17 protein-coding genes are annotated in these 25,792 nt (G+C 59.5%); 8 read left to right on the forward strand and 9 right to left on the reverse strand.

From position 1 onward, the window contains the following. The 5 genes from AAE484_RS09210 to pulA all read left to right on the forward strand — a co-directional run bounded on the left by AAE484_RS09210 (position 1) and on the right by pulA (position 11,914). Positions 1 to 2,811, forward strand: a complete 2,811-nt coding sequence (locus tag AAE484_RS09210) for a TonB-dependent receptor (protein ID WP_341938086.1) — start codon at positions 1 to 3, stop codon at positions 2,809 to 2,811. A gap of 72 nt (positions 2,812 to 2,883) precedes the next feature. Continuing rightward, positions 2,884 to 4,374: a tryptophan halogenase family protein gene (locus tag AAE484_RS09215; RefSeq protein ID WP_341938087.1), complete on the forward strand. Its 1,491-nt coding sequence runs from the start codon at positions 2,884 to 2,886 to the stop codon at positions 4,372 to 4,374. 13 nt (positions 4,375 to 4,387) lie between these two features. Further along, complete coding sequence (locus AAE484_RS09220) at positions 4,388 to 6,226, forward strand: glycoside hydrolase family 13 protein (RefSeq protein ID WP_341938088.1); 1,839 nt, start codon at positions 4,388 to 4,390, stop codon at positions 6,224 to 6,226. Between the two features lie 12 nt (positions 6,227 to 6,238). Further along, positions 6,239 to 8,116 (forward strand): alpha-amylase family protein, encoded by a 1,878-nt coding sequence (locus tag AAE484_RS09225; RefSeq protein WP_341938089.1) that lies wholly within the window; start codon positions 6,239 to 6,241, stop codon positions 8,114 to 8,116. A 294-nt stretch (positions 8,117 to 8,410) separates the two neighbouring features. After that, positions 8,411 to 11,914, forward strand: a complete 3,504-nt coding sequence (pulA, locus tag AAE484_RS09230) for a pullulanase-type alpha-1,6-glucosidase (protein WP_341938090.1) — start codon at positions 8,411 to 8,413, stop codon at positions 11,912 to 11,914. A 71-nt stretch (positions 11,915 to 11,985) separates the two neighbouring features. On the opposite strand, the gene AAE484_RS09235 is transcribed toward pulA, so the two are convergent. Further along, positions 11,986 to 13,845: a lytic polysaccharide monooxygenase gene (locus tag AAE484_RS09235; protein WP_341938091.1), complete on the reverse strand. Its 1,860-nt coding sequence runs from the start codon at positions 13,843 to 13,845 to the stop codon at positions 11,986 to 11,988. Positions 13,846 to 14,284: 439 nt separating this feature from the next. Here AAE484_RS09235 and AAE484_RS09240 point away from each other — a divergent pair, with 439 nt between their 5' ends. After that, entirely contained in the window at positions 14,285 to 14,878 is a 594-nt protein-coding gene (locus tag AAE484_RS09240; RefSeq protein WP_341938092.1) for a uracil-DNA glycosylase family protein, read from the forward strand. Here AAE484_RS09240 and AAE484_RS09245 read toward each other — a convergent pair. The 5 genes from AAE484_RS09245 to AAE484_RS09265 are packed head-to-tail and all read right to left on the reverse strand — an operon-like array spanning position 14,867 to position 22,032. Next, positions 14,867 to 16,489: an ABC transporter ATP-binding protein gene (locus AAE484_RS09245; RefSeq protein WP_341938093.1), complete on the reverse strand. Its 1,623-nt coding sequence runs from the start codon at positions 16,487 to 16,489 to the stop codon at positions 14,867 to 14,869. The two genes, AAE484_RS09240 and AAE484_RS09245, sit on opposite strands and share 12 nt — an antisense overlap. 4 nt (positions 16,490 to 16,493) lie before the next feature. After that, positions 16,494 to 17,402: an ABC transporter permease gene (locus AAE484_RS09250; protein ID WP_341938094.1), complete on the reverse strand. Its 909-nt coding sequence runs from the start codon at positions 17,400 to 17,402 to the stop codon at positions 16,494 to 16,496. Next, a complete protein-coding gene (locus AAE484_RS09255) occupies positions 17,360 to 18,292 on the reverse strand; it encodes an ABC transporter permease (protein WP_341938095.1) in 933 nt (310 codons plus the stop codon). The genes AAE484_RS09250 and AAE484_RS09255 overlap by 43 nt, the downstream gene beginning before the upstream one ends. A 9-nt stretch (positions 18,293 to 18,301) precedes the next feature. After that, positions 18,302 to 19,963 carry a peptide ABC transporter substrate-binding protein gene (locus tag AAE484_RS09260; protein WP_341938096.1) on the reverse strand — a complete coding sequence of 554 codons (1,662 nt, stop codon included), beginning with the start codon at positions 19,961 to 19,963 and terminating at the stop codon, positions 18,302 to 18,304. Next, positions 19,960 to 22,032, reverse strand: a complete 2,073-nt coding sequence (locus AAE484_RS09265) for a M3 family metallopeptidase (protein ID WP_341938097.1) — start codon at positions 22,030 to 22,032, stop codon at positions 19,960 to 19,962. The genes AAE484_RS09260 and AAE484_RS09265 overlap by 4 nt, the downstream gene beginning before the upstream one ends. 229 nt (positions 22,033 to 22,261) lie before the next feature. Here AAE484_RS09265 and AAE484_RS09270 point away from each other — a divergent pair, with 229 nt between their 5' ends. Continuing rightward, the gene (locus AAE484_RS09270; protein WP_341938098.1) at positions 22,262 to 22,453 is read left to right on the forward strand and encodes a CPXCG motif-containing cysteine-rich protein; all 192 of its coding nucleotides are present in this window, start codon (positions 22,262 to 22,264) and stop codon (positions 22,451 to 22,453) included. Between the two features lie 36 nt (positions 22,454 to 22,489). Here AAE484_RS09270 and AAE484_RS09275 read toward each other — a convergent pair whose 3' ends face one another. Both AAE484_RS09275 and AAE484_RS09280 read right to left on the reverse strand, forming a co-directional pair. Next, on the reverse strand, positions 22,490 to 23,251 hold the full coding sequence (locus tag AAE484_RS09275) for a slipin family protein (RefSeq protein ID WP_445928844.1): 762 nt from the start codon (positions 23,249 to 23,251) through the stop codon (positions 22,490 to 22,492). 64 nt (positions 23,252 to 23,315) lie between these two features. Next, positions 23,316 to 24,722 carry an NfeD family protein gene (locus AAE484_RS09280; RefSeq protein WP_341938099.1) on the reverse strand — a complete coding sequence of 469 codons (1,407 nt, stop codon included), beginning with the start codon at positions 24,720 to 24,722 and terminating at the stop codon, positions 23,316 to 23,318. 254 nt (positions 24,723 to 24,976) lie between these two features. Between AAE484_RS09280 and AAE484_RS09285 the strand changes: the two genes are divergently transcribed. Continuing rightward, positions 24,977 to 25,456: a TlpA family protein disulfide reductase gene (locus tag AAE484_RS09285; protein WP_341938100.1), complete on the forward strand. Its 480-nt coding sequence runs from the start codon at positions 24,977 to 24,979 to the stop codon at positions 25,454 to 25,456. A 142-nt stretch (positions 25,457 to 25,598) separates the two neighbouring features. Here the strand turns inward: AAE484_RS09285 and AAE484_RS09290 are convergent, their stop codons facing one another. Beyond that, a complete protein-coding gene (locus tag AAE484_RS09290; RefSeq protein WP_341938101.1) occupies positions 25,599 to 25,775 on the reverse strand; it encodes a PLDc N-terminal domain-containing protein in 177 nt (58 codons plus the stop codon). Positions 25,776 to 25,792 lie beyond the last annotated feature (17 nt).

Consider the following 25,792-nt stretch of genomic DNA (forward strand, 5'->3'; position numbering starts at 1 on the left):
ATGATGAACACCAAGAAGCTTATTTTGCCCTCCGTGATCGGCTGCCTTGCCGCCGGAATGACTGTCACTCCCGCCTATGCCCAGAATCAGGAAGCCGGCATGCTCGAGGAAGTGGTGGTTACCGGTATTCGCCGCAGCCTGACCAACGCCATCGCCATCAAAGAAGACTCATCGTCCATTGTGGAAGTGGTGTCCGCTGAAGATATCGGTAAGTTGCCCGATACCAGCATCGCCGAATCACTGGCTCGCCTGCCCGGCCTTGCCGGTGAGCGGGTCAACGGCCGGACCAGTGGCATCTCCGTTCGCGGCTTCAATGAAGACTACGTCGCCACCACCATGAACGGTCGAGAGCTGCTCGGCATCGGTGACAACCGCGGCGTTGAGTATGACCTCTACCCCTCTGAAATCATCTCCGATGCGGTTGTTTACAAGACCATGCAGTCGGACCTGGTGAATCAGGGCCTGGGCGGTGTTGTGGATCTGCGCACCCTGCGTCCGCTGGAAAATGATCGAATCGTCAGCATCAACGGCAATTACGAAGTCAACGGCATGGAATCTGCCAACCCGGACTATGATGACACCGGCCACCGACTGGCATTCACTTACTCCGATACCTTTGCCGCTGATACCATGGGCTTTGCGTTGACGCTCGCCACCATGGACTCTCCGAGCCAGGAAGAGAATGTGCGCGTCTGGGGCTACCCAGAGGTCGACGAAGGTTTCATCTTTGGTGGGCATGACTCCTATGTGCGTTCCGCCACCATGGAACGCGACACAGTCTCCAGTGTGTTTCAGTGGGAGCCGACGGATGATCTGAGCATCACAGTCGACGCCCTGTATATCGACTTCCTGGAATCCAAGGTGTTCCGCGGCTTTGAAGAGGGCGGTCCGGTTTGGGGCGGCGCAAACTACACGCCCGGCGACGTTGAAGATGGCCTGGTCATGAACGGCGTGTTTGACGGTTTCCACAGCGTCATCCGCAATGACGGGGAAGACAAAGAGGGCGAGCTGTCCACTTTCGGCTTCAACGCTGACTACCGCATCAACGACACCTGGTCGGCCGAAATCGATTTCGCCACCAGCGAATCGACCAAGGACCTGATCAACATCGAAAGTTATTCCGGCACCGGTCGCGCCGGCACCACCCAACAGGGCGATCCCGCCGCTCGCGCCTGGCAGCAGGTATCACCCGAAGGTTTGATGTTCAGCGAACATCCCGACATTCAGATGCCCGACTATACTGATGCGTCGGCTATTCGACTGGCCGGTCCTCAGCCCTGGGGTGGCGCCATCGCCCAACGCATGGGCGGCAAAGACAACGCGCAAGACGGCTTCGTCAACTACCCGCGCTTTGAAGAAGAGCTGGACACACTGCGTCTGTCCACAACCGCCGCGCTCGAAGGCGAATTCTTCCACGGCCTCGAGCTCGGCCTGAACTACTCCGACCGTACCAAGAGCAAGGTCAACTACGGTGCCTTCCTGGTGGCTCCCGGCTTTGACGCGGACCTGCCGCGCGAAGATCAGACCGCTCTGTCGTTCACGGATTCGGAGCTCGAGCCTTACTACGTTGGCACAACCAACCTGAGCTTCATCGGCCTGGGTGGCATGGTGGCCTACGACGGTGTGGGTATGTACCGTGACGGCGTTTACGACGAGATTGACGCTACTGAGTTTGAAACCAGCCGGCTGGGTGACACCTACGAGGTGAACGAAGAAGTGGTGACCGCCTATGCCAAAGCGGACTTCGAGACCGGCATTCTCTCGGGTAACATCGGTGTACAGATCGTCGATACCGACCAGAGCTCGGAAGGCTTCGCCAGTGTGGCACGCGAAGATGAAGACACCGGTCTGGTCAGTGTGGTAGCGACACCGGTCAGCGGTGGTGACGACTACATCAAGGTTCTTCCCAGTCTGAACATGAACTTCCAGATGACGGAGAATCAGGTGGTCCGCTTCGCAACGGCCAAGACCATTTCCCGGGCTCGTATGGACGACATGCGCCCGAACAACACCATCAGCTTCAGCTTCGATGACGGCCGTCGCGAAAGTGCCGATCCCGAGTTCAGCGCCTGGAGCGGCTCTGGCGGCAACCCGGACCTGCGCCCCCTGGAAGCCATTCAGACCGACCTGTCGTACGAGTACTACTTCTCCGATGACGGTTACCTCGCCGCTTCCTGGTTCTACAAGGATCTGCTCAACTGGCACATCAATCAGGACGTGATAACCGACTTTGAGCCATTTTTCATCGAAGGCTATCACGATGCGGGTGTGGACAACTTCCAGTCTTTTGAAGGGCCGACCACCTCTGTCGCCGAACTGGGTAAAGGTAAAGTGGAAGGTATTGAACTGCACGGCAGCCTGCCTTTCTATACCTTCAGCGAAGCTCTGGACGGCTTCGGCCTTGTTGCCGCGGCAACCTTCCTCGATGGCGCGGTCGAGTATGATGGCGACCGGCAGAACATTCCCGGTCTGTCCGAAGAGTCGTATCAGCTGACCTTCTACTACGAGAAGAACGGTTTCGAGTTCCGTGTCAGTGGCCGCAAGCGTGATGAGTTCCTGACCGAAAGTCGCGGCCTCAGCCTGGCGCTGACCCCGACAACGGATCAGGGTTCAGAGCTGTGGGATGCACAGATCGGCTATGACTTTGGCGCGGGCGGTTTCAACTCGCTCGAAGGTCTGAGCGTTACCCTGCAGGCCCAGAACCTGACTGACGAAGCAACCGTTGCAGCGGAAGACGACGATCCCCGCCGGATCACGTCTTACCAGACCTTCGGTGCCAACTACCTGCTCGGTGTGAACTACCAGTTCTAATCAGGGCATGAAGGAAGGCCCCTGCTATAGTGAGAACTTTAGCAGGGGCTTTTTTTTGGCTGGAGATAAAAAGTGAATCATTCCATAAAAAACGTGTTGATTGTCGGCGGTGGCTCCTCCGGATGGATGGCGGCGGCGGTGCTATCCCGATTTTTCAGCAAGCAGATCCGCATTCAGTTGGTGGAATCCAGCGAGATCGGCACCATCGGTGTCGGAGAAGCAACCATCCCACCCATCAAGAACTTCAACGATGTACTCGGCCTCAAAGAGTCTGACTTTCTGAAACAGACCCGGGGTACCATCAAGCTCGGCATTCAGTTTGAGAATTGGAATCGCCAGGGCGACTGTTATATGCACGCTTTTGGTGAAATCGGGCGCAACCTGGGTATTGCCGGCTTCCATCACTACTGGTTGAAAGCCCGACGAGCCGGAGTCGCAGATGATTTCTGGCGCTACTCGCTGAACGACCAGGCCGCCCGACACAATCGGTTTGCACCCATGGAGACCATTCCCGGCACTCAATTTCCCGGGCTGACCCACGCCTATCATCTGGATGCCGGCCTGTACGCTCAGATGTTGCGCGCCTATAGCGAAAAGCTTGGAGTTTCACGCATTGATGGCAAGATTCAGCGCGTAGAGAAGGACCCTGAAACCGGTAATATTGCCGGCGTACACCTCGAATCCAACGAACGCCTGGAAGCCGACCTGTTTATTGACTGCTCGGGTTTCCGCGCCCTGCTGATCGGTGAAGCACTGGGCGTCGACTATGAGGACTGGAGCCACTGGCTGCCCTGTGATCGCGCTCTTGCCGTTCCCAGTGAACCGGCGGAGACGGTGACTCCTTACACGCGGGCGATCGCCCACGAGGGTGGCTGGCAATGGCGGATCCCTCTTCAGCATCGCACCGGCAACGGTCTGGTTTACAGTCACCGTCACCTGAGCGACGACGAAGCGGCACACACGCTGCTGTCCAATCTGGACACCCCCGCGCTCTCGGACCCGCGCCCCATTCGCTTCAAAACTGGACGCCGGGTCCAACAATGGTGCCAGAATGTGGTGTCCTTGGGCCTGTCCAGCGGCTTTCTGGAGCCTCTGGAGTCCACCAGCCTGCATCTGGTCCAGCAGGGGCTGACACGCCTGATCAAGCTGTTTCCCCGTAACGGTATACAACCGAGCGATATTGAAGAATACAACCGGCAATCGCAGACCGAGTTCGAGAAGATTCGCGATTTCATCATTCTGCACTATCACCTGAATAGCAAAACTGACAGCCCCTTCTGGCGCATGTGTCACGAATCACCCAAACCGGAATCACTGCTAAGACGAATCGACCTTTTCTCCGGATCCGGCCGGGTATTCCGGGAACAGGACGAGCTGTTCAGTGAGACTGCCTGGGAGCAGGTCATGCTCGGCCAAGGCATCACGCCAGAGGACTACCACCCCCTGGTCGATAACCTGGAAACCGATCAGTTGCGCGAGTTCATGCTGTCCTGGCAGCGCATTGTCGACAAGACAGTGACCCAGATGCCCTCTCATAACCATTTTTTATCCTCCCTGAAGTGATGGAAACCCGATAATGAAGCGTCTGACTGCAATTCTCACTCTTTTCATTGGCACGTCCGTACTCGCCGATCCCATCGAGCGGGTCGAACCTCCCTTCTGGTGGGTCGGAATGCATACCCCGACCGTTCAACTACTGGTCCATGGCGACGCCATAGGTGACTGGTCCGTGTCCGTAGATCACCCACAGGTGTCTATTAGTAAAGTGCACCGCGTCGACAGTGAGAACTACCTGTTCGTCGACTTGGAGGTCACTGACGTGTTCCGTGGTGGACAGGTCACACTGCAATTTAATGACGGCGAAGATCGAATTATCCACCATGACTACGCCTTTCATAACCGCCGGAAAGGTTCCGCCGAGCGCGGAGGCTTCAACACCGCGGATGCCATTTATCTGATCACCCCGGACCGTTTTGCCAACGGCGACCCCGCCAACGACACCCTGCCGGAACTGAAGGAGGCTGCCGACCGGGACAGCAGCGTCGGCCGTCATGGGGGCGATCTGGCCGGCATGATCGAGCACCTGGACTACATTGCCGATATGGGGTTTACCGCCATCTGGCCAACACCGATGCTGGAGAATGATCAACGCGAGTATTCCTACCACGGCTATTCCACCACCGATCACTACCGGATCGACGCACGCTTTGGAAGCAATGAGGACTACCGACAGCTGAGCCTTAAAGGCCAGGCCAAAGGTGTGGGACTGATTCAGGATGTGATTCTCAACCACATCGGCTCGGAGCACTGGTGGATGGAGGACCTGCCCACCAAAGACTGGCTCAACTACCCGGATGACTTTCAGGCCACCACCCACTATCGCACCAGCGTTCAGGACCCCTACGCCGCCGATGTGGACAAGCGCGAGTTCGCCGATGGCTGGTTTGTAAAGTCCATGCCCGACCTGAATCAACGTAACCCTCTAGTGTCCAACTACCTGATACAGAACAGCGTCTGGTGGATCGAGTACGCCGACCTCTACGGCATCCGAACCGACACCTACTCCTACTCGGACAAGGACTTTCTGACCGAGTGGACACGGCGCATCATGGAGGAGTACCCCAACTTCAATATTGTCGGGGAGGAGTGGAGCACCAACCCCAATGTGGTCTCTTACTGGCAAGCGGGCAAAGACAACCGGGACGGCTATGTCTCCCATCTGCCCAGCGTAATGGATTTTCCGCTGTACGACAGCCTGCGCACCGCTCTCACCGAAGAGGAGGTCTGGGGGCAAGGGTTGATCCGCGTGTACGAATCCCTGGCCGATGACAACCTTTATGCCGACCCCATGCAGCTGGTGATCTTTGCCGAGAATCACGACACCAGTCGACTGTACAGTCTGATCGATGAAGACGAACGACGGTTCAACATTGCCATGGCCCTGCTGGCCACCATGCGCGGGACGCCGCAGTTTTTCTACGGCTCGGAAGTGCTCGCCACCAGCCCGAAAGAACGCGACGATGGCGCGGTGCGCAGCGACTTCCCGGGCGGCTGGCAGGGCGATGAGCGCAACGGCTTTACCGGTGAGGGCCTCAGCGACGCTCAGCGCGACGCGCAAACCTACCTGCGCAGACTGCTCAACTGGCGTCAGGACCAGGAAGCCATTCACCAGGGAGAGCTGCTGCACTTCGCCCCTCACGAAGGCGCCTATGTCTATTTCCGTTACACAGGTGGAGAGCGCATCATGGTCGCCATCAACCATACCGATGAAAACCTGACACTGGATCTCGAACGCTATCGTCAGGGACTCCAGGAGCACAGCAGCGGACGGGACGCGATCACCGATGAAACTGTGACTCTGGAAAGAACGCTTGACCTGGCGCCAATGAGCGCCCGAATTCTGAATCTACAGTAACAGGACCACACCATGCGTCAACGAATGGCTCTTGCGGCGGCCGCTCTGATCACCATCGGGTGCGCCCCGCACACAGCAACCAACGAAACCGACGAAGGAATTGAAACCATGGCCGGAAAACCGGTGGTCTACCAGATGTTCACTCGCCTGTTTGGCAACACCGAGACCGCCAACATTCCCTGGGGCACGCCGGAGCAGAACGGCGTCGGAAAATTCAGTGACATCAATGACACGGCCCTGAGCGAACTCCATCAACTGGGGGCCACCCACATCTGGTACACCGGCGTGCCCCACCACGCCGTGATCAACGACTACACCGACTACGGCATCAGCCTGGACGACCCGGATGTGGTGAAGGGGCGCGCCGGCTCCCCCTATGCGGTCAAGGATTACTACAACGTCAATCCCGATCTGGCCGATGACCCCGCCAGGCGCCTGGAGGAATTCGAGGCCCTGATCGAGCGCACCCACAGACACGACCTCAAGGTCATCATCGACATCGTCCCCAACCATGTGGCTCGCAAGTACGAGTCCATTTCACGGCCCGAAGGTGTAGACAATCTGGGCGCAGAGGACGACGACTCGGTCACCTACGCCAGGGACAATCAGTTTTACTACGTGGTGGGCGAGCCCTTCGAAGTGCCCGAACCCGAAGGCGGTTACCAACCTCTGGGAGGCGACTCACACCCACTGGCGGACGGACAGTTTGACGAATTCCCCGCCAAGTGGACCGGCAACCGCGCCCGCGCCGCCCAGCCGGACTTCAATGACTGGTACGAGACCGTCAAGATCAATTACGGGGTTCGCCCGGATGGCAGCCACGACTTTCCCTCCCTGCCCAAAGACTATGCCGAGCGCTCAGTTGAGGCGCACCACGCCTTCTGGCAGGAGCAGGACCTGCCCGACTCCTGGTACAAGATGCGCGACATTGCGCACTACTGGCTGAAGAAGGGCGTCGACGGCTTCCGCTACGATATGGCGGAAATGGTGCCGGTAGAGTTCTGGAGTTTTCTCAACGCCTCGATCAAGGTCGAGCACCCCGATGCGTTTCTACTGGCCGAAATTTACAACCCGGACGCGTACCGCGATTACATTCATCTGGGGAAGATGGATTACCTCTACGCCAAGGTAGACGTTTACGACACACTCAAGCCCATCATGCGCGGCGAAGCCAGCACCGACACCCTGCCGCCCGTACGCGACGCCCTTGCCGACATTGACCAACACATGCTGCTGTTTCTGGAAAACCACGACGAGCAGCGCATCGCCCATCCCGAGTTTGCCGGTGACGCCCGCAAAGGCATGCCCGCCATGGTGGTTTCAAGCACGCTCGGACGCGGCCCCGCCATGATCTATTTTGGTCAGGAAGTGGGGGAAGACGCGAACGATGACGCCGGATTCGGAAAAGCCAGCCGCACCACGATTTTTGACTACTGGGGCGTGCCCGCCCACCAGCGTTGGATGAACGAAGGGGCCTTTGATGGCGGTCAACTCAGTGACAGTCAATCACAGTTGCGTGACTTCTATCAACGGCTACTGACCCTCACGCGAAGCGCACCGGCGCTCAACGGCGATTTTGCCCATTTGCACAACTACAACCGCGAATACAGCGATCAGTACAACGAGAAACTGTTTTCGTTCGCGCGCTTTGATGAACAGCAGAAATGGTTGATTGTCAGCCATTTTGGCGACCGGGACGCCGCACCGGTTGAGCTGCGGCTTCCCGGCCATTTAATTGATCATTGGCAGCTGGAGCCTGGCCGGCATTCCCTCAGTAACCGACTTGATCCGAACGCCGAATCGCTGGAACTGGTGGTGGATTCGGAAGGTGCAAGCGTCCGCTTTGAGCTGGCGCCGCTGGAGTCGGTCATTCTGCAGCTGGATCAATAAAACCTTTCCTTCCAAGCACTCTGAAAAACGCCATTGCATACGTATTCATCGGTCCCCGACTGATGCATACGTATGCAGTCTATTGAGCGCAACCCCCTACCAGCCTAGGATGATCCTGTGGTCTGGCGCACACCAGACCCGGTCTGTCAGACCAACAGACCGCTCTTTTTTATATTGCTTTATCTCTCTCATTGCTTTGTGTTGGGAAACTTCGGCGCAGTCTTCTGCGCCTTTTTTTTACCTGACAGTTCACCAATAAAGATAACTCTCACAAATTGGCATGGAGTAATAACAATGATCATGCACCGAAATCCGGCTACCACCTGGAGCCGCTGGCTTGCCAGTACCGCCCTGGTAATGGGCGCCAGCAGCGCCACCTCCACCGCACTCGCCGATCACACCACCGACCCCGACAGCGTCACCCTGGCCGGCGACCTGCAATCCGAACTGGGCTGTAGCGGCGACTGGGCGCCGCCCTGCACCGACACCCAGCTAGAGGCGGGGGACGACGGCGTCTGGCGCGGCACTTTCACGATTGCCGCCGGCGATTGGGAATACAAGGCTGCCCTGAACGGCAGCTGGGATGAAAACTATGGCATGGGCGCCGAGCAGGATGGCGGCAATATTCCCCTGTCACTCGCAGATGAAACCGCCGTCAATTTTTATTACAGCCATCGCACCCACTGGATGACCGATAGCGTCAATAGCGTGATTGCCGCCGCCGTGGGCAACTTCCAGACGCACCTGGGCTGCCCCGGCGACTGGGCACCCGATTGCCTGCGCGGCTGGCTGCAGGACACCAATGGCGACGGCATCTACACCTTTACCACCACCGACATTCCAGCCGGCGACTACGAAGCCAAGGTCGCGCTCAATGAAAGCTGGGACGAAAGCTACGGCGACAATGGCGGCAATGTGCCCTTCACGGTCGGAGAAGACGGCGAAGCCGTGACCTTCACCTATAACAGCCTGGACAACAGCGTGGTGGTGGGCGATGTGGTGTCCTCCGGTGATCTGACCCAGGCCAAGGCCTACTGGCTCGACCGGGAGACACTGGCATGGGCGGTTCCCACCGACGCGGACGTGCGATTGCACTTTGATACCAGCGCGGGCCTGACCAGCAGTCCTGACGGTGTCACTGGCGGCGACAGCCTCCCGCTGACCCATGATCCCGACGGCATGAGCGACGCGCTCAAAGAAAAATTCCCCCACCTCGCCCAGTTTCCGGTGTTTACCATTCCCGCCGGCGACCTTGAGCAGGTTCCCACCATCGTCACCCAGCAGACCGCCATCTCGGCCAGTAATGACGACGGCAGCCTGATCGACGCCACCGGCCTGCAGATTCCCGGCGTGCTGGACGATCTGTTCGCCTACGAGGGCGACCTGGGCCCGGTCTACAACGAGGGCGTCCCCACCCTGAAGCTCTGGGCACCGACCGCCCAGTCGGTCAGCCTTCTGCTCTACGAAGACGGCAATCCGACGACCGAGGCAACCACCCTGCCCATGGAGAAGGACGCCAGCACCGGTGTCTGGAGCATTACCGGATCGGCCGACTGGGACCGTCAGTATTATCAGTTTGAGCTCGACGTCTACAGCCCCTACACCCAGGCCATCGAGACCACCCGGGCCACCGACCCCCACACCCTCAGTGCCAGCACCGACGGTGCTCGCAGCCAGCTGGTCAACCTGCACGACGAGGACCTCAAGCCCGAAGGCTGGGACGAGCTGAGCAAGCCGGACTTTACCGGCGCCCAGGACATGGTGGTGTACGAAACGCACGTGCGCGACTTCAGTGTCAGCGATCCGGAAGTGCCGGAAGAGTACCGGGGCAAGTTCAAGGCTTTTACCGTGGCCGACAGCCTGGGCATGCAGCATCTGCGTGACCTGCAATCCGTCGGCGTCAGCCACCTGCACCTGCTGCCGGTGAACGACTGCGCGACCATTCCCGAAAATCCCGACGACCGGCAGACGCTGGACCAGGATCTGTCAGTCTACGACCCGGACAGCACCGAACAACAGGCCGCCATCAGTGAGATTCGCGCCAACGATGCCTTCAACTGGTGCTACGACCCCCATCATTTCAATACCCCCGAGGGCAGCTACGCGACCGACCCCAATGGCACGACCCGCATTCTCGAGTTCCGGGAGATGGTCAAGGCACTGAACGAAGCCGGACTGCGAGTGGTCATGGACGTGGTCTATAACCACACGAGTCAGTCAGGGCTGGGACCAAAGGCCGTTCTGGACAAAGTGGTCCCCGGCTACTACCACCGTCTGAACGCCAATGGTGACATTGAGCGCAGCACCTGCTGTGAGAATACCGCCAGCGAACACAAAATGATGGAAAAATTCATGGTGGACTCGCTGATGGTCTGGGCCGAGCTGTACAAGGTAGACAGCTTTCGCTTTGATCTGATGGGCCATCACAGCAAAGCCAACATGCAGACCATCAAAGACCGGCTCGCCACGCTCAACGAAGCCGAACACGGCGTCAACGGCGAAGACATCTATCTGTACGGCGAAGGCTGGAATTTCGGCGAAGTGGCGGACGATGCGCGCTTTGAGCAGGCTACCCAGATCAATATGGCCGGCACCGGCATCGGCACCTTCAACGACCGGTTCCGCGATGCGGTTCGCGGTGGCAGCCCCTTCGATACCGGACTGGGGCACGTCGCCAATCAGAGCTTCATCAACGGCCTGTATTACGACCCCAATGCCGAAAACTCCGGCAGCACCGGCGAGCTGGAGCAACTGCTGCGCACGACCGACCGCATTCGCATCGGCTTGATCGGCAGTCTGCGCGACTACGAGTTCACCGACTGGCAGGGCAACCCGGCGACCGGCGACTACGGCGCGGCCGTGGGCTATACCCTGAATCCACAGGAGAGCATCAACTACATCGAAAAGCACGACAACGAAACCCTGTTCGATATCAACCAGTACAAGATTCCACTCGACCGCAGTCTTGAAGACCGGGTGCGTGTGCACAACATGGGCGGCAGTCTCGTGTTGCTGGCCCAGGGTGTGCCCTTCATGCAGGCGGGGCAGGAGCTGATGCGATCCAAGTCGATGGACCGGGACAGCTATGACTCCGGGGACTGGTTCAACCTCCTGGACTACAGCTATCAGGACAACGGTTGGGGACGGGGTCTGCCGCCAGCGCATTCCAATGAAGCCAACTGGGATGTAATGCAACCGCGCCTGGCCGACAGCACACTGGCCGTGGGTGAAGAGCAGATCCTCCAGTCGCTGGCGCACACCAAGGAAATGCTGAGCATCCGCCACAGCTCAAAGTTGTTCCGGCTGGAAACCGCCGAGCAGATCCAGGCACAGATCAGCTTCCATAATACGGGAGCCGAGCAGAAAGCCGCCCTGATCGCGATGCAGATCAAAGACAACGAGGACGATCTGGATCCGGAGCGAGAAACGGTCATGGTCCTGTTCAACGCTCATGTGGACGCTCAGACCCTGAGCCGCGAAGACTGGGAAGGGGCCGCCTTTGAACTGCATCCGGTACAGCAGGACTCGTCGGACGAGCGCCTGAGCGACGCGGGCTTTGACGCTGACACTGGTACCTTCACTGTGCCGGCTCGCACCACGGCGGTATTCCAGGTGACACAGGAGCCGTCAGATGAGCCCGATGAAGATCAAGGAAATGACAACGGCGGAAACGACGGGGACGATGAGAACGAAGAAGAAGGCAACGGCGGATCAGGCGGCGGCAGTATTCCTGTCGCACTGTTGATGGTGTTGTTGTCGCTGGGTGCTATCCGGCGGCGTGTTCACACGAACACCTGATTTTTCTGTCACTCTCATAAAAAACCGGGGGCCAAAAGCCCCCGGTTTTTTTATGGCTCAAGCAAACGATGTTACTCGCAGACTGAACCGGTCACTTGTGGCGTTTCGGCGGCACCGGATGCCTGGAAACCGAACTCAACCGACTCGCCCGGCTGAATCGACCCATTCCAGCCCATGTCGCTGGCGGTGTAGGGGCCGGAACCGGACACTTCGGCATTCCAGCTGTTGGTCACCTCGGTGCTGCCGGAGTAGTCCCACTCCACAGTCCAGCCGTCGACGGCACTGTCGCTGTTGTTGGTGATCACGATGCTACCGGTGAAGCCATCGCCCCACTCATTGCTGATCACATGCTCGCAGCTGGCCGATGCCGAACCATCACCATTGGAACCGTCATCGCCGTCGTTGGCACCATCGTCATCATCGTTGGCACTATCATCACCGTCGACGATGCCGTGTGGGGCGGGCTGGTTGCTGCAGGTGGTTTCGCCGATGCAGCTCTGGCCATTCTCGTAGCCCCAGCCGTCGTCGTTTTCACACACGGGGTAGAGCGTACCGTACCAGTCACACTGGCGACCGGTGCTGTCATCACCGGTGCTGCCATCGTCGCCAGACCCTTGAGAATCGACTTCCAGGAATGCACTGGCGTAAGCAGAGGGCACCTGAGCGTAAACATTGTTGTCAGTTGCACTCTCGACCGGCTCGACATCGCCGTCATCGTTAAGGACACCCACCCGTACATCGGTATTTTCAGCGTTCACGGCCTGGGCCAGGGCGTAGGTCCAGCTGCTGGCACCCGTGGTGCTTCCATCGATCACCAGAGCGTTAGCGGGCAGGTAGCTGTCGGAACCGTCATTGCCCACCAGGCGCAACTGGACTTCATCGCCCTCGTTCAGAGTCTGGGACTCACCGGTCAGAGAACCGAGGTTCTCCCAGCTGGTGCCGGTAGAGGGTACGTGAGTGATGTCCATGGAGGTCGCGCTGGTGGAGGAGCCATCGCTCACCTGGAGACGGACGGTCAGAGCGTTCTCGCTATCGGTGTCGGCCAGGCTCAGCACCGTGGTTTCGCCACTGGTGTTGCTCAGGCTGTAGAGCGAGCTGTCAGCCGTCTCGAGGCTCCACTCATAACTCAGGTTTTCGCCCTGAGAGTCAGCGCCACTGAAGCTGATTTCGCCTTCACCGGCGAACACGCTATTGCCTGGCGTCGCATCGATGCTGGCCACGACATCCGGAGCCGGCGCGGGGCTGCCGCCACCGTCACCACCAAACTCCACATCGATACAGCCGTGGAAACGCTCATAGGTAAAGTAGTTACGGCCCCACTCCCCATAGATCACATGACGACCGGAACGCTCGGGCACGTTACACTGAGTATGGAACAGTGACTCACCCTTTTCCGGGGTGATGTTGGGCGTTGCGCCGGGGTTGCTGTCGTCGTAACCGGTGAGGTCACAGAAAGGCTCACTTTCAAAGTCGTCCCAGGTCAGTGGCTCACCCACTTGATACTCGAAACCGGGTTTGGTGATGTAATACACAAACTCCTCGGTGTCATCAAAGTGCGGGCCCCAGGATATATCCCAGGTAAAGGTCTGCTCACCCGCACTCATGGGCACGGTGGGCCAATCGATCGGCTTGTCCCAGGGGGTGGCGCCACCGTCCCAGGTTTCGCTGTCGAACCCACAGACATTGTCGGGCAGGGGCGATACGCCTTTGCGACCCAGGTCATGAGTCAACACACTCATGAACTGATAGCCACCTTCAAAATCGCCCTCAAAGGCTTCCGCACAGGCACTGCCGGCCTCGGCGGTGTCGGGCTTGGTGATGGCCCCGCAGGTCCAGTTGCGCGAGGCCGGGTCCGACATCACACCGTGCCCCATCGCACTGACCGATAACATCAGGGTTAATGAACCGAATAACACATTTTGATACCGCATAGTTTATCCCTCTTATTGTGATTGAGCGGTTGCCGCTCGTTGGTGAAACATCGATGATGGTGCGCGTGAAAACCACTTATGCCACCATCACTCGACGTAACAGACTTCAGTCTCCAGTCCGAACGCCATGGGCGGTCCGACCTGTTAGACAGATTCTTCCTAACATCTGATCACTTATAGTCCAAATGCAAATAACAAAAACGGACGAAACAATTGGCTGAAGACCGATTACATTGGGACTGGTTTTGAGTCGTCACAGGATCGCGACTTTAGGGACCCAATACTATGAAACCGGACACATCTCGGGAGGTCAGTGGCTTTGAATTCAACACTAAGGCATCAAAGTCCACTCGAAGGTTTTTCGGGGATAACATTCCTGTGCTTCCAAAGGCCGAAGGCCTTCGGTATCGTGCGGTAAAACGAAGCAGGAAGAGGCGGTATGACTCGACCCCCGGCACAAAATTGGGAGAAGCTCCTCAACGACGTGCGTCAGTGCCGACTCTGCGCCCCGATGTTGCCGCTCGGGCCCAGACCGGTGCTGCAGTTTCATCCGAAAGCGCGGATTCTGGTGGCCGCCCAGGCCCCCGGCCGGCGGGTGCACGAAACCGGGTTGCCCTTCAACGACCCGAGCGGCGATCGGCTGCGGGACTGGATGGGTGTGGATCGGGAAACCTTCTATGACGCGGAACAGATCGCCATCATTCCCATGGGATTCTGCTATCCCGGCAAGGGGCGCTCCGGTGACCTGCCGCCGCGGCCCGAATGCGCCCAGACCTGGCACCACCACCTGCTGGCACAACTGCCCAACCTGGAGCTGACGCTGGTCATCGGCCAGTACGCCCACGCCTACCATCTGGGTAAAAGCCGGGAAACCCTGACCCAGCGGGTCGCAAACTGGCGGGACTACTGGCCGGAGAAGCTGCCCATGCCCCACCCCAGCCCACGCAACAATCTCTGGCTGCGGCGTAACCCGTGGTTTGAGGGGGAGGTGGTGCCAGAGCTGCGCCAACGCGTGGCGCGATTACTGGGCTGATTCAGTGCCAAAATCGACCGAGGGAATGGCGTCCAGCAGGTCGCGGGTATAGGGGTGTTGCGGGTGTGAGAAGACGGCCTCGGTCTCGCCCTGTTCCACCAGTTCTCCCTGCCTCATCACGGCCACCCGGTCGCAGAGGTAGCGCACCACGGCCAGATCGTGGGAGATGAACAACATGGTGAGACCGTGGCGTTGGGTGAGCGCCAGCAACAGGTCCAGTATCTGCGCCTGGATGGTGACATCCAGCGCCGAGACCGGCTCGTCGGCCACGATCAGTCGGGGCCGGACCGCCAGGGCCCGGGCAATAGCCACCCGCTGACGCTGCCCCCCGGAAAACTCGTGGGGGTATTTGCGCACCGAGCGGCGATCCAGGCCCACGTCGTCCATCAACTGATTGATCTCTTCGCGCAGGTTGCCCCGCTCCGCCAGGCCGTGCAGCAGCAGCGGCTCGGCCAGGGTATCGAACACGGTCATGCGCGGATTGAGCGAGGCGTAGGGATCCTGAAAAATCATCTGAAAATCGCGCCGCGCACGTTTCAACTCGCCCTTGCGCAGGGCGCTCAGGCTCTTGCCATCCAGCCAGACTTCCCCGGACTGGCTGTCCACCAGCCGCATGATGCTGCGCCCCAGGGTCGACTTGCCCGAGCCGGACTCCCCGACCAGCCCCAGAATCTCGCCCTTCCGAACCGACAGGCTGACCGATTTGACCGCCTCGACGCGGCTGACCTCACGGGGGAAAAACATCCCCCGGTACACCGGGAAGGCCGTGTACAGTTCACGCACATCCAGAAGGGGCGTATCTTCCAGCGTGCCCACGGCCGACTTGGCACTGGTGGGAATCGCCTCGATCAATTGCCGGGTATAGGGGTGTTGGGGCGCGCGGAAAATCTGCTTGGGCGGCCCGGCCTCGACCACCTGTCCGGACTTCATTACCAGAATATGATCGGCCAGCCCGGCCACCACTCCCAGGTCGTGACTGATGAAGACCACCGTCAGGTTTCGACGGCGCTGTATCTCTTTGATCAGATCGAGTATCTGCGCCTGCACCGTGACGTCCAGCGCCGTCGTCGGCTCGTCCGCGATCAACAGCTCCGGCTCGGTAATCAGCGCCATGGCGACCATCACCCGTTGGCGCATGCCGCCGGAGAACTCGTGCGGGTAGTTGTCGATCCGCTGGCGCGCCTCGCGGATGCCGACCTCCTCCAGAGACAGAATGGCCCGCTCCCGCGCGGCTTTTTTATCCACCCGGTGGTGCTGGCGCAGGGACTCCACCAACTGGTCGCCGATGCGCATATAGGGATTCAGACTGGTCATCGGATCCTGAAACACCATGCTGATCCGGCGGCCGCGAATGCGGCGCAGCTGCTTTTCGCTCAGGCTGAGCAGATCGATGCCATCGAATTCCGCCCGGCCGCTTTCGATACGGCCCGGCGGCATGGGAATCAGGCCCAGCAGGCTGTAGCAGGCCACCGACTTGCCCGAGCCGGATTCGCCCACGATGCCCAGCACCTCGCCGGGCTCCACCGAAAAGCTCACACCGTCCACCGCTCGCACCACGCCCTCGCGGGTGTGAAAGTGGACGGACAGATGTTCTACCGACAAGAGTGCCATAGCTTCAGTCTTTGGAAACGCGTGGGTCGAGGGCATCGCGCAGGCCGTCGCCCAGAAAATTCAGGGCGAACAGGGCCACGGCCAGGGTCAGCCCGGGAAAAATCAACAACCAGGGATACTCCTCCATGGTGTCGACGCCGTCGGATATCAGCGAGCCCCAGGAGCTCTGGGGCGCCTGCACGCCCAGCCCGAGAAAGCTCAGAAAGGATTCGAGCAGAATCACGCTGGGAATGGTCAGGGTGGTATAGACAATGATCGGCCCCAGGGCATTGGGAATCAGGTGGCGGGTGATAATGCTCCAACGTGACAGGCCCAGCGAAATGGCCGCCTCGATAAACTCCTGCCGGCGCAGCCCCAGCACCTGACCGCGCACGATGCGCGCCATGGTCAACCACTCCACCGCACCGATGGCGAGAAATAACAATAAGAGGCTGCTGCCGAAAATCACCGTCAACAGGACCACAAAAATCGCAAACGGCAAGGCGTAGAGCACATCCACCAAGCGCATCATGACCATGTCGACGCGCCCGCCCAGAAAGCCCGCTGTGGTGCCCCAGAGCACCCCGATGCCCAGCGCCACGGCGGTGGCGATAAAGCCGACCATGAGCGACACCCGGGTGCCGTACATGATGCGGGTGAGCAGATCCCGGCCCAGGGTGTCGGTACCCAGCCAGTGCTCGGCCGAGGGCGCGCTGGCGCCCAGCGCCAGGTCCTGCTCCTCGTAGCTGTAGGGCGCCAGCCAGGGGGTGGCCAGGGCGACCAGCACCAGAGCGACCAGAAACACCAGACTCATCATCGCCAGGCGATTCCGGCGCAGGCGCACAAAGGCGTCGTGCCAGAGCGAGCTGCCCGATTCCAGGGCCTGCCCGCTCAACTCGGGCGAGCGTTCGGGCGCAGTTTCGGGTTGAGCCATACCAATACCGTATCCGCAATCAGGTTCAGCAGGATAATCAGCCCTGCGAAGAAAATGGTCATACCGAGCACCATGGTGTAATCCCGGTTGAACGCCGCCTGGATGAAAAAGCGGCCCAGCCCCGGAATCTGGAAAATGGTTTCCACCACAAAGGAGCCCGCCAGAAGACCGGCGATGGCCGGCCCCATAAACGACACCACCGGAGTGATGCCACCGCGCAGCGCGTGCACCGTCACAATGCGAAAAGTGGACAACCCCTTGGCACGCGCGGTACGGATGTAATCCTGTGACAGCACCTCGAGCATACCGCCACGACTGATGCGTGCGATATAGGCGGCGTAGGTGGAGCCCAGGGTAATGGAGGGCAGAATCTTGTCCCCGGCCGAGCTGCCCCAGCCGGACACCGGCAGCCACTCCAACCAGATGCCGAATACCAGTACCAACATGGGCCCGAGCACAAAGGACGGCAGACAGATACCCACCATCGCCAACGACATGGGCACATAGTCCTGCAGGGTGTTGGCCCGCAAAGAGGCCACCACACCGGCCAGCAGGCCGATGACCAGCGCAAACACAATGGCGTAGAGCCCCAGTTCGAAGGTCGTGGGGGCGCCACTGGCAATCATCTCATTGACGGTTCGATTGGGGAATTTGAACGAGGGGCCCAGGTCTCCCTGAAGCAGGTTCCCCAGGTAGTTCAGGTACTGAGCGCCCATGGACTGATCCAGGTTGTAGCGTTCATTGAGCGCTTCCATCACTTCCGGCGGCACAGCGCGTTCGGTATCGAAGGGGCCCCCCGGCGCCAGGCGCACCATGAAAAAGGTGATGGTCACCACCACCAACATCACCGGTATCGCCTGGCCCAATCGTCCGAGAATAAACCTCAGCATGACGCTCCCCTACTCCGTCGGCGGCTCGGGCATTTCAGTGTCCGGCTCGAGGGAAAGATACTTATAGGGGTGGTAGTCCATGATGTTGTCGTACCAACCTTTGACCGATGGGCTCACCAGCCGCTTGGTGGTGTAGTTGTACAGAGGGATCAGCGGAACCTCTTCCATCAGAATGCTTTCCGCCTGCTGAAAGTAATCATAGCGCTCCTCCCGGCTTGCAGAACGGGCGGCTTTCCGCAGCAGCTCATCGTACTGTTCATTGCCCCAGCCGGTATTGTTGTTGCCTCCATCGGTGATGAACAGATCGAGAAAGGTGCTGGGGTCAACATAGTCACCGATCCAGCCGAGTCGAGCCAGATCAAAGTCACTGATGCGTTTGCTGTTCAGGTACACCTTCCATTCCTGGTTACGCAGAGTGACATCCACATTCAGCTCCCGACGCCACATCTGCTGAATGGCCAAAGCGATTTTCTTGTGGTCCTCCATGGTGTTGTACAGGATTTCCACTTTGGGCATGCCCTCGCCACCGGGGTAACCGGCCTCCGCCAACAGCTCCCGGGCGAGTTCAGGATCATAGGGCACCTGCGCTTCGGGGGTATAACCCAGGGTACCCGGCGGGGTCAGCGCGTAGGCGGGCCGCTCTCCCGCCTGAGTGATATTCTCGACAATGGACTCCCGATCAATGCTGTACGCCAGAGCCTGGCGCACCCGGACATCGTCGTAGGGCTCGCGCTCGGTGTTGATCAGATAAAAATAGGTGCCGAGATAGGGGTTGAGCCGAAGTGCCGGGTGGTCCGCCTCGCGGTAAACCGAAATTTTTGAGGTTGGCATGGTGTTCGTGACGTGCAGCTGCCCCGAGCGGAACATGCGCTCCTCGGTGGTGACCTGCTGGATTGGGTGGAAATGGATTTCCTGCAACTCCACCTGATCGGCGTCCCAATACTGGTCGGTTTTTGCGACGACAAAGACCCGGCCCGGCGACCATTCCTCGATGGTAAACGCACCATTGCCCACAAAGTTTTCGGGGCGGGTCCAGCGGGTACCACGTTCATCCATGTCGCCGTGGGCCAGCACCGTGTCCCGGTGGACCGGAAACATGCTGTGATGATCCAGTAACTGCAGAAAGTAGGACGTGGGATTTGCCAGGGTGACTTCCAGCGTCCGTTCGTCCAGCGCCTTGACGCCCACTTCGGAGAAGTCTTCGATTTCTCCGCGATGATAAGCCTCGGCATTTTCCACCACAAACAGCGAGTAGGCATACTGATTACCCAACGCCGGCATCAGGGCCCGCTCCCAGGACCAGACAAAGTCTTCCGCCGTGACCGGATCGCCGTTGGACCAGCGGGCATCTTCGCGCAGGTGAAAGGTGAACACCCGATTGTCTTCCGACACGTCCCAACGCTCGGCCACGCCGGGCACCACTTCCAGGGTTTCCGGATGTTTGCTGACCAGGCCTTCAAACAGCGCCTTCTGGATAAAGTACTCGGGAATACCGGTGGTGGTATGCGGATCCACATCCGAGGGCTCATCGCCATTGCCCATATGCAGAATCTGCTCGCGATTGCCGCGCTCGACCGGGGTTTCTCCATCGTTATCGCCATTGGAACAACCGATCAATGCCAGACTCAACACGAGCGCGGTCAGCAGACCGCGCGAGCTGGTTATTATCATTCCTCAACCTCCTCCACGACATCGGGTGAGAGTTCTTCGGCAAAAGCGTCAAAGCTGTAGGGCCGGCCGAGGAAATTCTCCACCAGCACGGCCGCATCCTCCGAGCCACCGGGCGCCAATACCTCTTCGCGATAACGACGCGCCACTTCGGTATTGCGCAGGCCTTCGCGCTTGAATTCACTGAACATGTCCGAGGCGATGACCTTGGACCACATGTAAGTGTAGTAGATGGCCGAGTAACCGTAGAGGTGACCAAAGCTGGTGTGGAAATAGGTGTCATCAACGTAGGGGAAAGGCGAGTACTGGCCCTGCAGTTCACGCAACAGGGGTTCAAACTCGATAGCCGAAGGCTCCTGATTATAGAGATTGAGCGAAATGGAGGCGTAGAACATCTGGTGCCTGGTGAACAGACCACGCCCAAAGTCGCGGCCTAGGTTCATCTTCTCCACCAGTTCGTCGGGAATCAGCTCGCCCTCGCTGTTGCGGGCAAAGGTTTTCAGGGTGTCGGCATCCCAGACCCACTCCTCCAACATCTGTGACGGCGCTTCGACGAAGTCCCACTCGGTTTTGATGCCCGACAGGGCCAGCCAGGGCTGGTCGCCGGCAAAGATACCGTGCAACAGATGTCCGAACTCGTGCAGGAAGGTCTCCACCTGGGAGTGCTCCATATACCCCGGCCCTTCGGCGCCCGGGAAGTTGCACACCAACGCCTTGATCGGGGGCTGACCGCCTTTGAGGCCATCCTGCAGACTGAAGGCGGCCGCGTGTTTGTATTTGCCCTCGCGCGGGTGCATATCCAGATAGAACTGCCCGAGTCGCTCGTCGCCATCCCAGATTTCGTAGGCTTCCACGTCCTCGTGCCAGGGATCGACGTCCCAGGGTCTGATCTGGACATCGAACAGCGTCTCGGTCAGTTCGAAGATTCCGTCGCGCACCTCGCTGTAGCGGAAGTACTGTCTCACCTCCTGGGCATCCACTTCGTACTGCTCTTTCTTGACCAGCTCCTCCAGATAGGTCTTCTGCCAGTCCCCCACAACGTCCGCGTCCGGGTCTATCTTGCGCAGTCTTTCCAGCAAAACGTCGTATTCGGCCTGGGCCCGGGGTGAGGCCACGGTGGAAATGTCATCGATAAAATTTTGCGCGTTCTGCGGGGTCTCGATCATTTTGTTTTCGGTCACGTACTCGGCGTAGTTGTCGTAACCGAGCAGCCGGGCCAGCTCATGGCGGGCTTCGAGGAGCTCTTTGAGCACCGTTTCGTTCTCCGGGTAACCGCGCTGACGAAATACCTTGTACAGCCTCAGGCGCAGATCATCGTCATGGGCGTACTGCATGACCGGCAGGTAGTCGGGGTAGTTGGTGGTGATGACAATCTCGCCCTCCTCATTGGGAGAGTGGGAATCAATGTAGTCCTGGGGCAGACCGTCCAGAGCATCGGCCGAAGAGACCGTCACCTGGCGCACATCCTCGCGAATGTTGCGGTTGAACCGTTGCCCCAATTTGTTGATGATTTCATTCAGCTCTCTGACCCGCTCGCGGGTCGCCTCATCCCGGTCGACGCCGGAGCGCTCAAACCCTTCGAGCATCTCGGTCACATAACGTCGATCCAGGCGACTCAACGCTTCAGTGTCGATATCGGACACCTGCTTGAACAGCGGGCGGGACAGGCCAATGTCGCTGAACAGCTCCACCGCCCGCTCTTTGCAGGTATTGGCTACCTCCCGGACTTCGGGATCCGGGTGCACATTGAAATACAGGCCCGCCCGGCTGACCGCCCGGTCGGACACCACATCCAGCTCATTGATGGCGTGCAACAGCGCCTGGGTATCGCCCGCAAACTCTCCGGCTTCAAGCCGATCGAGCTGCTCCTCGGCCGTTTCCAGATCGGCCCGGCACTGCGCAATAAAGGCCTGAGCCGGCTCGGATTCCGGTTCGGGCCAGGGCGTCACCTCTGCCTCCGCTTTTTTATCGGCGGTCGGGGTGCTGCACCCGGCCGCGAACAAGACGAGCATCAGTCCCGTCACCGTCAGATACTTTTTGAGGCCCTCGGGCCGCCAGAATATTACCTGCATGATCTGTATCTCCGTCAAGTGCGGTCAGTCCGGGAATCTTACATGATTTTGCCCCCGCCGCGAATCGGTCCGGGCACAGGGGGAAGGAAAGGAGTGAAGCGGCCCGTGGCGCCACTCAGGGGATCCTGCTATCCTCAAACGCGACACGGTCCGACACTCCCGGAGTAGCGGGAACTTCGACCGTTTTGCACCATCTCAGGAAATACCCTGCGATAACCGGGAGGTACCCATGGCCGACTTGGTAGAAAAGAACATTCACTGCCCCTACTGCTCGGAAGTCATCGCCATACTGGTGGATACGTCCGTCCCGGAGCAGTCTTACGTGGAGGACTGCCAGGTCTGCTGTCAGCCCATCGTAATGGATATCGTGATCGACGAGACCGATGCGGTCGAGGTCTACGCCCGCCAGGAGAATGAGTAGAGCGGCCCGGCCGGCGCCGCACCGCTCAGGCTCACCTTACCCTTTCGACTGAAACTGCTTCATGATCGACCCCAGCATGTCCACGGGCAGGGGGAAGACGATGGTGGAGTTTTTCTCTCCGGCAATATCAATCAACGTCTGCAGGTAACGCAGCGTCATGGCATTCGGGTTCTTGGAGAGCTCCTCCGCGGCATCGGTGAGCTTGGCCGCCGCCTGGGATTCGCCCTCGGCGTGGATGATCTTGGCGCGCCGCGAGCGTTCCGCCTCGGCCTGCCGGGCAATGGCGCGGATCATGCTCTCATCCAGGTCCACGTGCTTGATTTCCACATTGCTGACTTTGATGCCCCAGGGATCTGAATTCTGATCCAGAATCTCCTGAATATCCACGTTGAGCTTGTCCCGCTCCGCCAGCATCTCGTCCAGCTCGTGCTTGCCCAGCACCGAGCGCAGCGTGGTCTGCGACAGCTGGCTGACCGCTTCGTAGTAATTCTCCACATTGATGATCGCTTTCTGCGGATCGATCACCCGAAAATACACCACGGCATTGACCTTGACCGATACGTTGTCCCGGCTGATCACATCCTGACTGGGCACATCCATCACGATGGTGCGCAGGTCCACCTTCTCCACCGTCTGGACGAAGGGAATGATGATGATCAGACCCGGGCCCTTCACGCTCTGAAAACGGCCCAGCAAAAACACCACGCCCCGCTCGTATTCACGCAGAATGCGAACGGCATAAACCACCAACAGGAAAACGAAGGTCACTAACAGACCGATAAAGTATTCAAACATCATGCGCCTTTCTCCTTCAGATGAAAAAGCCAGTGTGCCCGACCGGCCCGGCCCGGCGGTCGGTCGATTATTTGCGCTTTACCTCAAGCTGCAACCCGTCCTGATCAGTGACTTCCACTCGATCGCCCGGCTGCAACGATTCGGAGCTGCGGGCGTTCCAGTACTCCCCGTCGATCAGGACTTTGTAGCCCCCCTCTCCCTGACTGGCGACCGGCGCCTCGCGCCCCACCATGGCCCGGCTGCTGTCCGGCCGCGGCATGCGCAGGGTTCGACCGATCATGGTGATGATGCCCAGCACGATCAGTGAGCTGACGGCGGCAATCGCGCCGATGATTTCGTAGGAGACCTCCATCCCCGGGACGTCGGTGTCCACCAGCATGATGGAGCCCAGCACCAGGGCGATCACACCGCCGATACCCAGGACCCCGAAACTGGGAACAAACGCCTCCGCCAGAATCAGCACACCCCCGAGTATGATCAGCGCCAGACCCGCGTAATTGACCGGCAACACCTGCAGGGCATAGAGGCCGATCAGCAGGCAGATCACCCCCACGACACCCGGCACCAGGGTTCCCGGGTTGTAGCCCTCCAGAATCAGCCCATAGACGCCGATCAACAACAGAATGGAGGCGACCTGCGGGTTGGTGATCACGGACAGGAATTCGTTGCGCCAGTCGGGGGCGTAGGCTTCAATCGGCAGGTCGGCGGTTTCGAGGGTCATGGGGCCGCTTTCCAGCTTCACCTCGCGCCCGTCCAGTTGGGCCAGCAGGTCTTCGCGGTTCTCGGCCACCAGGTCGATCACATTCTGCTCCAGCGCTTCGTTCGCGGTGAGACTCACCGCTTCGCGCACCGCGCGTTCGGCCCAGTCGGCATTGCGGTCATAGCGGTTGGCCAGGCCCCGGATAAACGCCACTGAGTCATTGATCACCTTACGCTCCATGGCATCGCCGGAGGGCGCGCTGTTCTCTCCACCTTCCTTTCCACTGCTCTCTCCGCCTTTCTCTTCCTGAGCATCACCCGCCGGCTTCTGATCCCCGCCCGACGGCGGTGTGGGCAGGCCTCCCATCTGCACCGGTGTGGCCGCGCCCAGGTTGGTGGAAGGTGTCATGGCGGCGACATGGCTACCGTACAGAATATAGGTGCCGGCACTGGCGGCGCGAGCGCCCGCCGGGTGCACATAGGTAATCACGGGGGTGGGGGAGGCGAGCAGGGCCTTGATGATATCGCGGGTGGAGGAGTCCAGGCCGCCGGGGGTATCCATGCGGATCAGGATGGCGTGGGCGCCCTTGTCACGGGCCGTCTCCATGGAGCGCACCAGATAGTCCTTGGTGGCGGGGCCGATGGGCCCATCAATGGTCAGCTCGGCCACATGGGGCCCGCTGCTCTCGCTCTGCTGGGCGTGGACCAGACCAAACCCGCCCAGCCCGACCAGCGTCAGGCATATCAGAATCAGACCCTCTCGGATGAATCTCATAGTTGGCAGCCTCCTTTGCCATAGCCTAGCAGAGTTTATCCCTCGTCCATAGAACCTTGTCCTGGTGGCGCGATCGAGCTTCTCACCGAAGAGCAGCGCGAGGACCGCCACTACAACCTCTCGTTGGGCTACAATCTGTTTCCGGGCCGGATTTACCGGCGCCCCGAGATGGAAGTGAACAACCTGGCGCGCCTGGGCGTGTCGATCTTTTTCTGATTGTTTGCGTGGCAATCCGAGCGACAGAGGACAATATCATGGCAGTATCTGTGCGGCTGATAATGGCGGCCCTCTTGGGCCTGGCCCTGAACGTCCAGGCCGAGAAGGCCCCGGACTTTACCCTCAAAAGCGACACCGGCGAAAACCTGAATCTGGAAGAACAGCGCGGCAAAGTGGTCATGATCAACTTCTGGGCCTCCTGGTGCGCCCCCTGCCGCAAGGAAATGCCGCTGCTGGAAGAGCTCTACGACCGCTACGAAAAAGACGGGTTTACCCTGTTCGGCATCAATGTGGAACAGAACCCGGAAGCGGCCGAGAAATTCCTGGCCGATGTGGGCGTGTCCTTTCCGATCCTCTACGACCCCGAGAGCGAGGTCAGCCGCGCCTACCAGGTCAACGCCATGCCCACAACGGTGATGGTGGACCGCGACGGTGAGGTGCGCTACGTGAACCGCGGCTACAGGGAAGGCGACGAAGAAAAGTACCGCAAACAGGTTCGGGAATTGATCGGGGAATAAGGTCGCTTCGCACCCTATTGCAGGTCGGCTTCAGCCTGGGGCCGGGCGCCAGCAGAGTCTCCTGGGGAGGCGGCCCTGCGAGCGCCAGAAACGGGTCCACCCGATCATGAGCTTTGACCGGGACCCGGTCGCTGGCTGAGAATCAGCGCGGCCCCAGAAACAACCAGAGAATGAACCCCAGTGCGGGTAAAAACAGCAGCACCAGAATCCAGATGACCTTGGTGCTGCTGGACGCATTGCTCTGCACGGTTTTGATGATGGCGTAGATCACACAGATCAGAATAATCAGGCCCAGCAGGCCACTGACTTCAACTCGCATCGTTCCATCCCCATAAG

Origin of the sequence: Marinimicrobium sp. C2-29 (assembly GCF_038419845.1) — a bacterium.
Lineage (GTDB): Bacteria > Pseudomonadota > Gammaproteobacteria > Pseudomonadales > Cellvibrionaceae > Marinimicrobium.

Coding starts and splice junctions, on each gene's coding strand:
- AAE484_RS09220 (WP_341938088.1), top strand. CDS start 4,388: ATGAAGCGTCTGACTGCAATTCTCACTCTTTTCATTGGCACGTCCGTA.
- AAE484_RS09260 (WP_341938096.1), bottom strand. CDS start 19,963: ATGATAATAACCAGCTCGCGCGGTCTGCTGACCGCGCTCGTGTTGAGT.
- AAE484_RS09225 (WP_341938089.1), top strand. CDS start 6,239: ATGCGTCAACGAATGGCTCTTGCGGCGGCCGCTCTGATCACCATCGGG.
- AAE484_RS09250 (WP_341938094.1), bottom strand. CDS start 17,402: ATGGCTCAACCCGAAACTGCGCCCGAACGCTCGCCCGAGTTGAGCGGG.
- AAE484_RS09270 (WP_341938098.1), top strand. CDS start 22,262: ATGGCCGACTTGGTAGAAAAGAACATTCACTGCCCCTACTGCTCGGAA.
- AAE484_RS09275 (WP_445928844.1), bottom strand. CDS start 23,251: ATGATGTTTGAATACTTTATCGGTCTGTTAGTGACCTTCGTTTTCCTG.
- AAE484_RS09245 (WP_341938093.1), bottom strand. CDS start 16,489: ATGGCACTCTTGTCGGTAGAACATCTGTCCGTCCACTTTCACACCCGC.
- AAE484_RS09280 (WP_341938099.1), bottom strand. CDS start 24,722: ATGAGATTCATCCGAGAGGGTCTGATTCTGATATGCCTGACGCTGGTC.
- pulA (WP_341938090.1), top strand. CDS start 8,411: ATGATCATGCACCGAAATCCGGCTACCACCTGGAGCCGCTGGCTTGCC.
- AAE484_RS09210 (WP_341938086.1), top strand. CDS start 1: ATGATGAACACCAAGAAGCTTATTTTGCCCTCCGTGATCGGCTGCCTT.
- AAE484_RS09265 (WP_341938097.1), bottom strand. CDS start 22,032: ATGCAGGTAATATTCTGGCGGCCCGAGGGCCTCAAAAAGTATCTGACG.
- AAE484_RS09240 (WP_341938092.1), top strand. CDS start 14,285: ATGACTCGACCCCCGGCACAAAATTGGGAGAAGCTCCTCAACGACGTG.
- AAE484_RS09285 (WP_341938100.1), top strand. CDS start 24,977: ATGGCAGTATCTGTGCGGCTGATAATGGCGGCCCTCTTGGGCCTGGCC.
- AAE484_RS09290 (WP_341938101.1), bottom strand. CDS start 25,775: ATGCGAGTTGAAGTCAGTGGCCTGCTGGGCCTGATTATTCTGATCTGT.
- AAE484_RS09255 (WP_341938095.1), bottom strand. CDS start 18,292: ATGCTGAGGTTTATTCTCGGACGATTGGGCCAGGCGATACCGGTGATG.
- AAE484_RS09235 (WP_341938091.1), bottom strand. CDS start 13,845: ATGCGGTATCAAAATGTGTTATTCGGTTCATTAACCCTGATGTTATCG.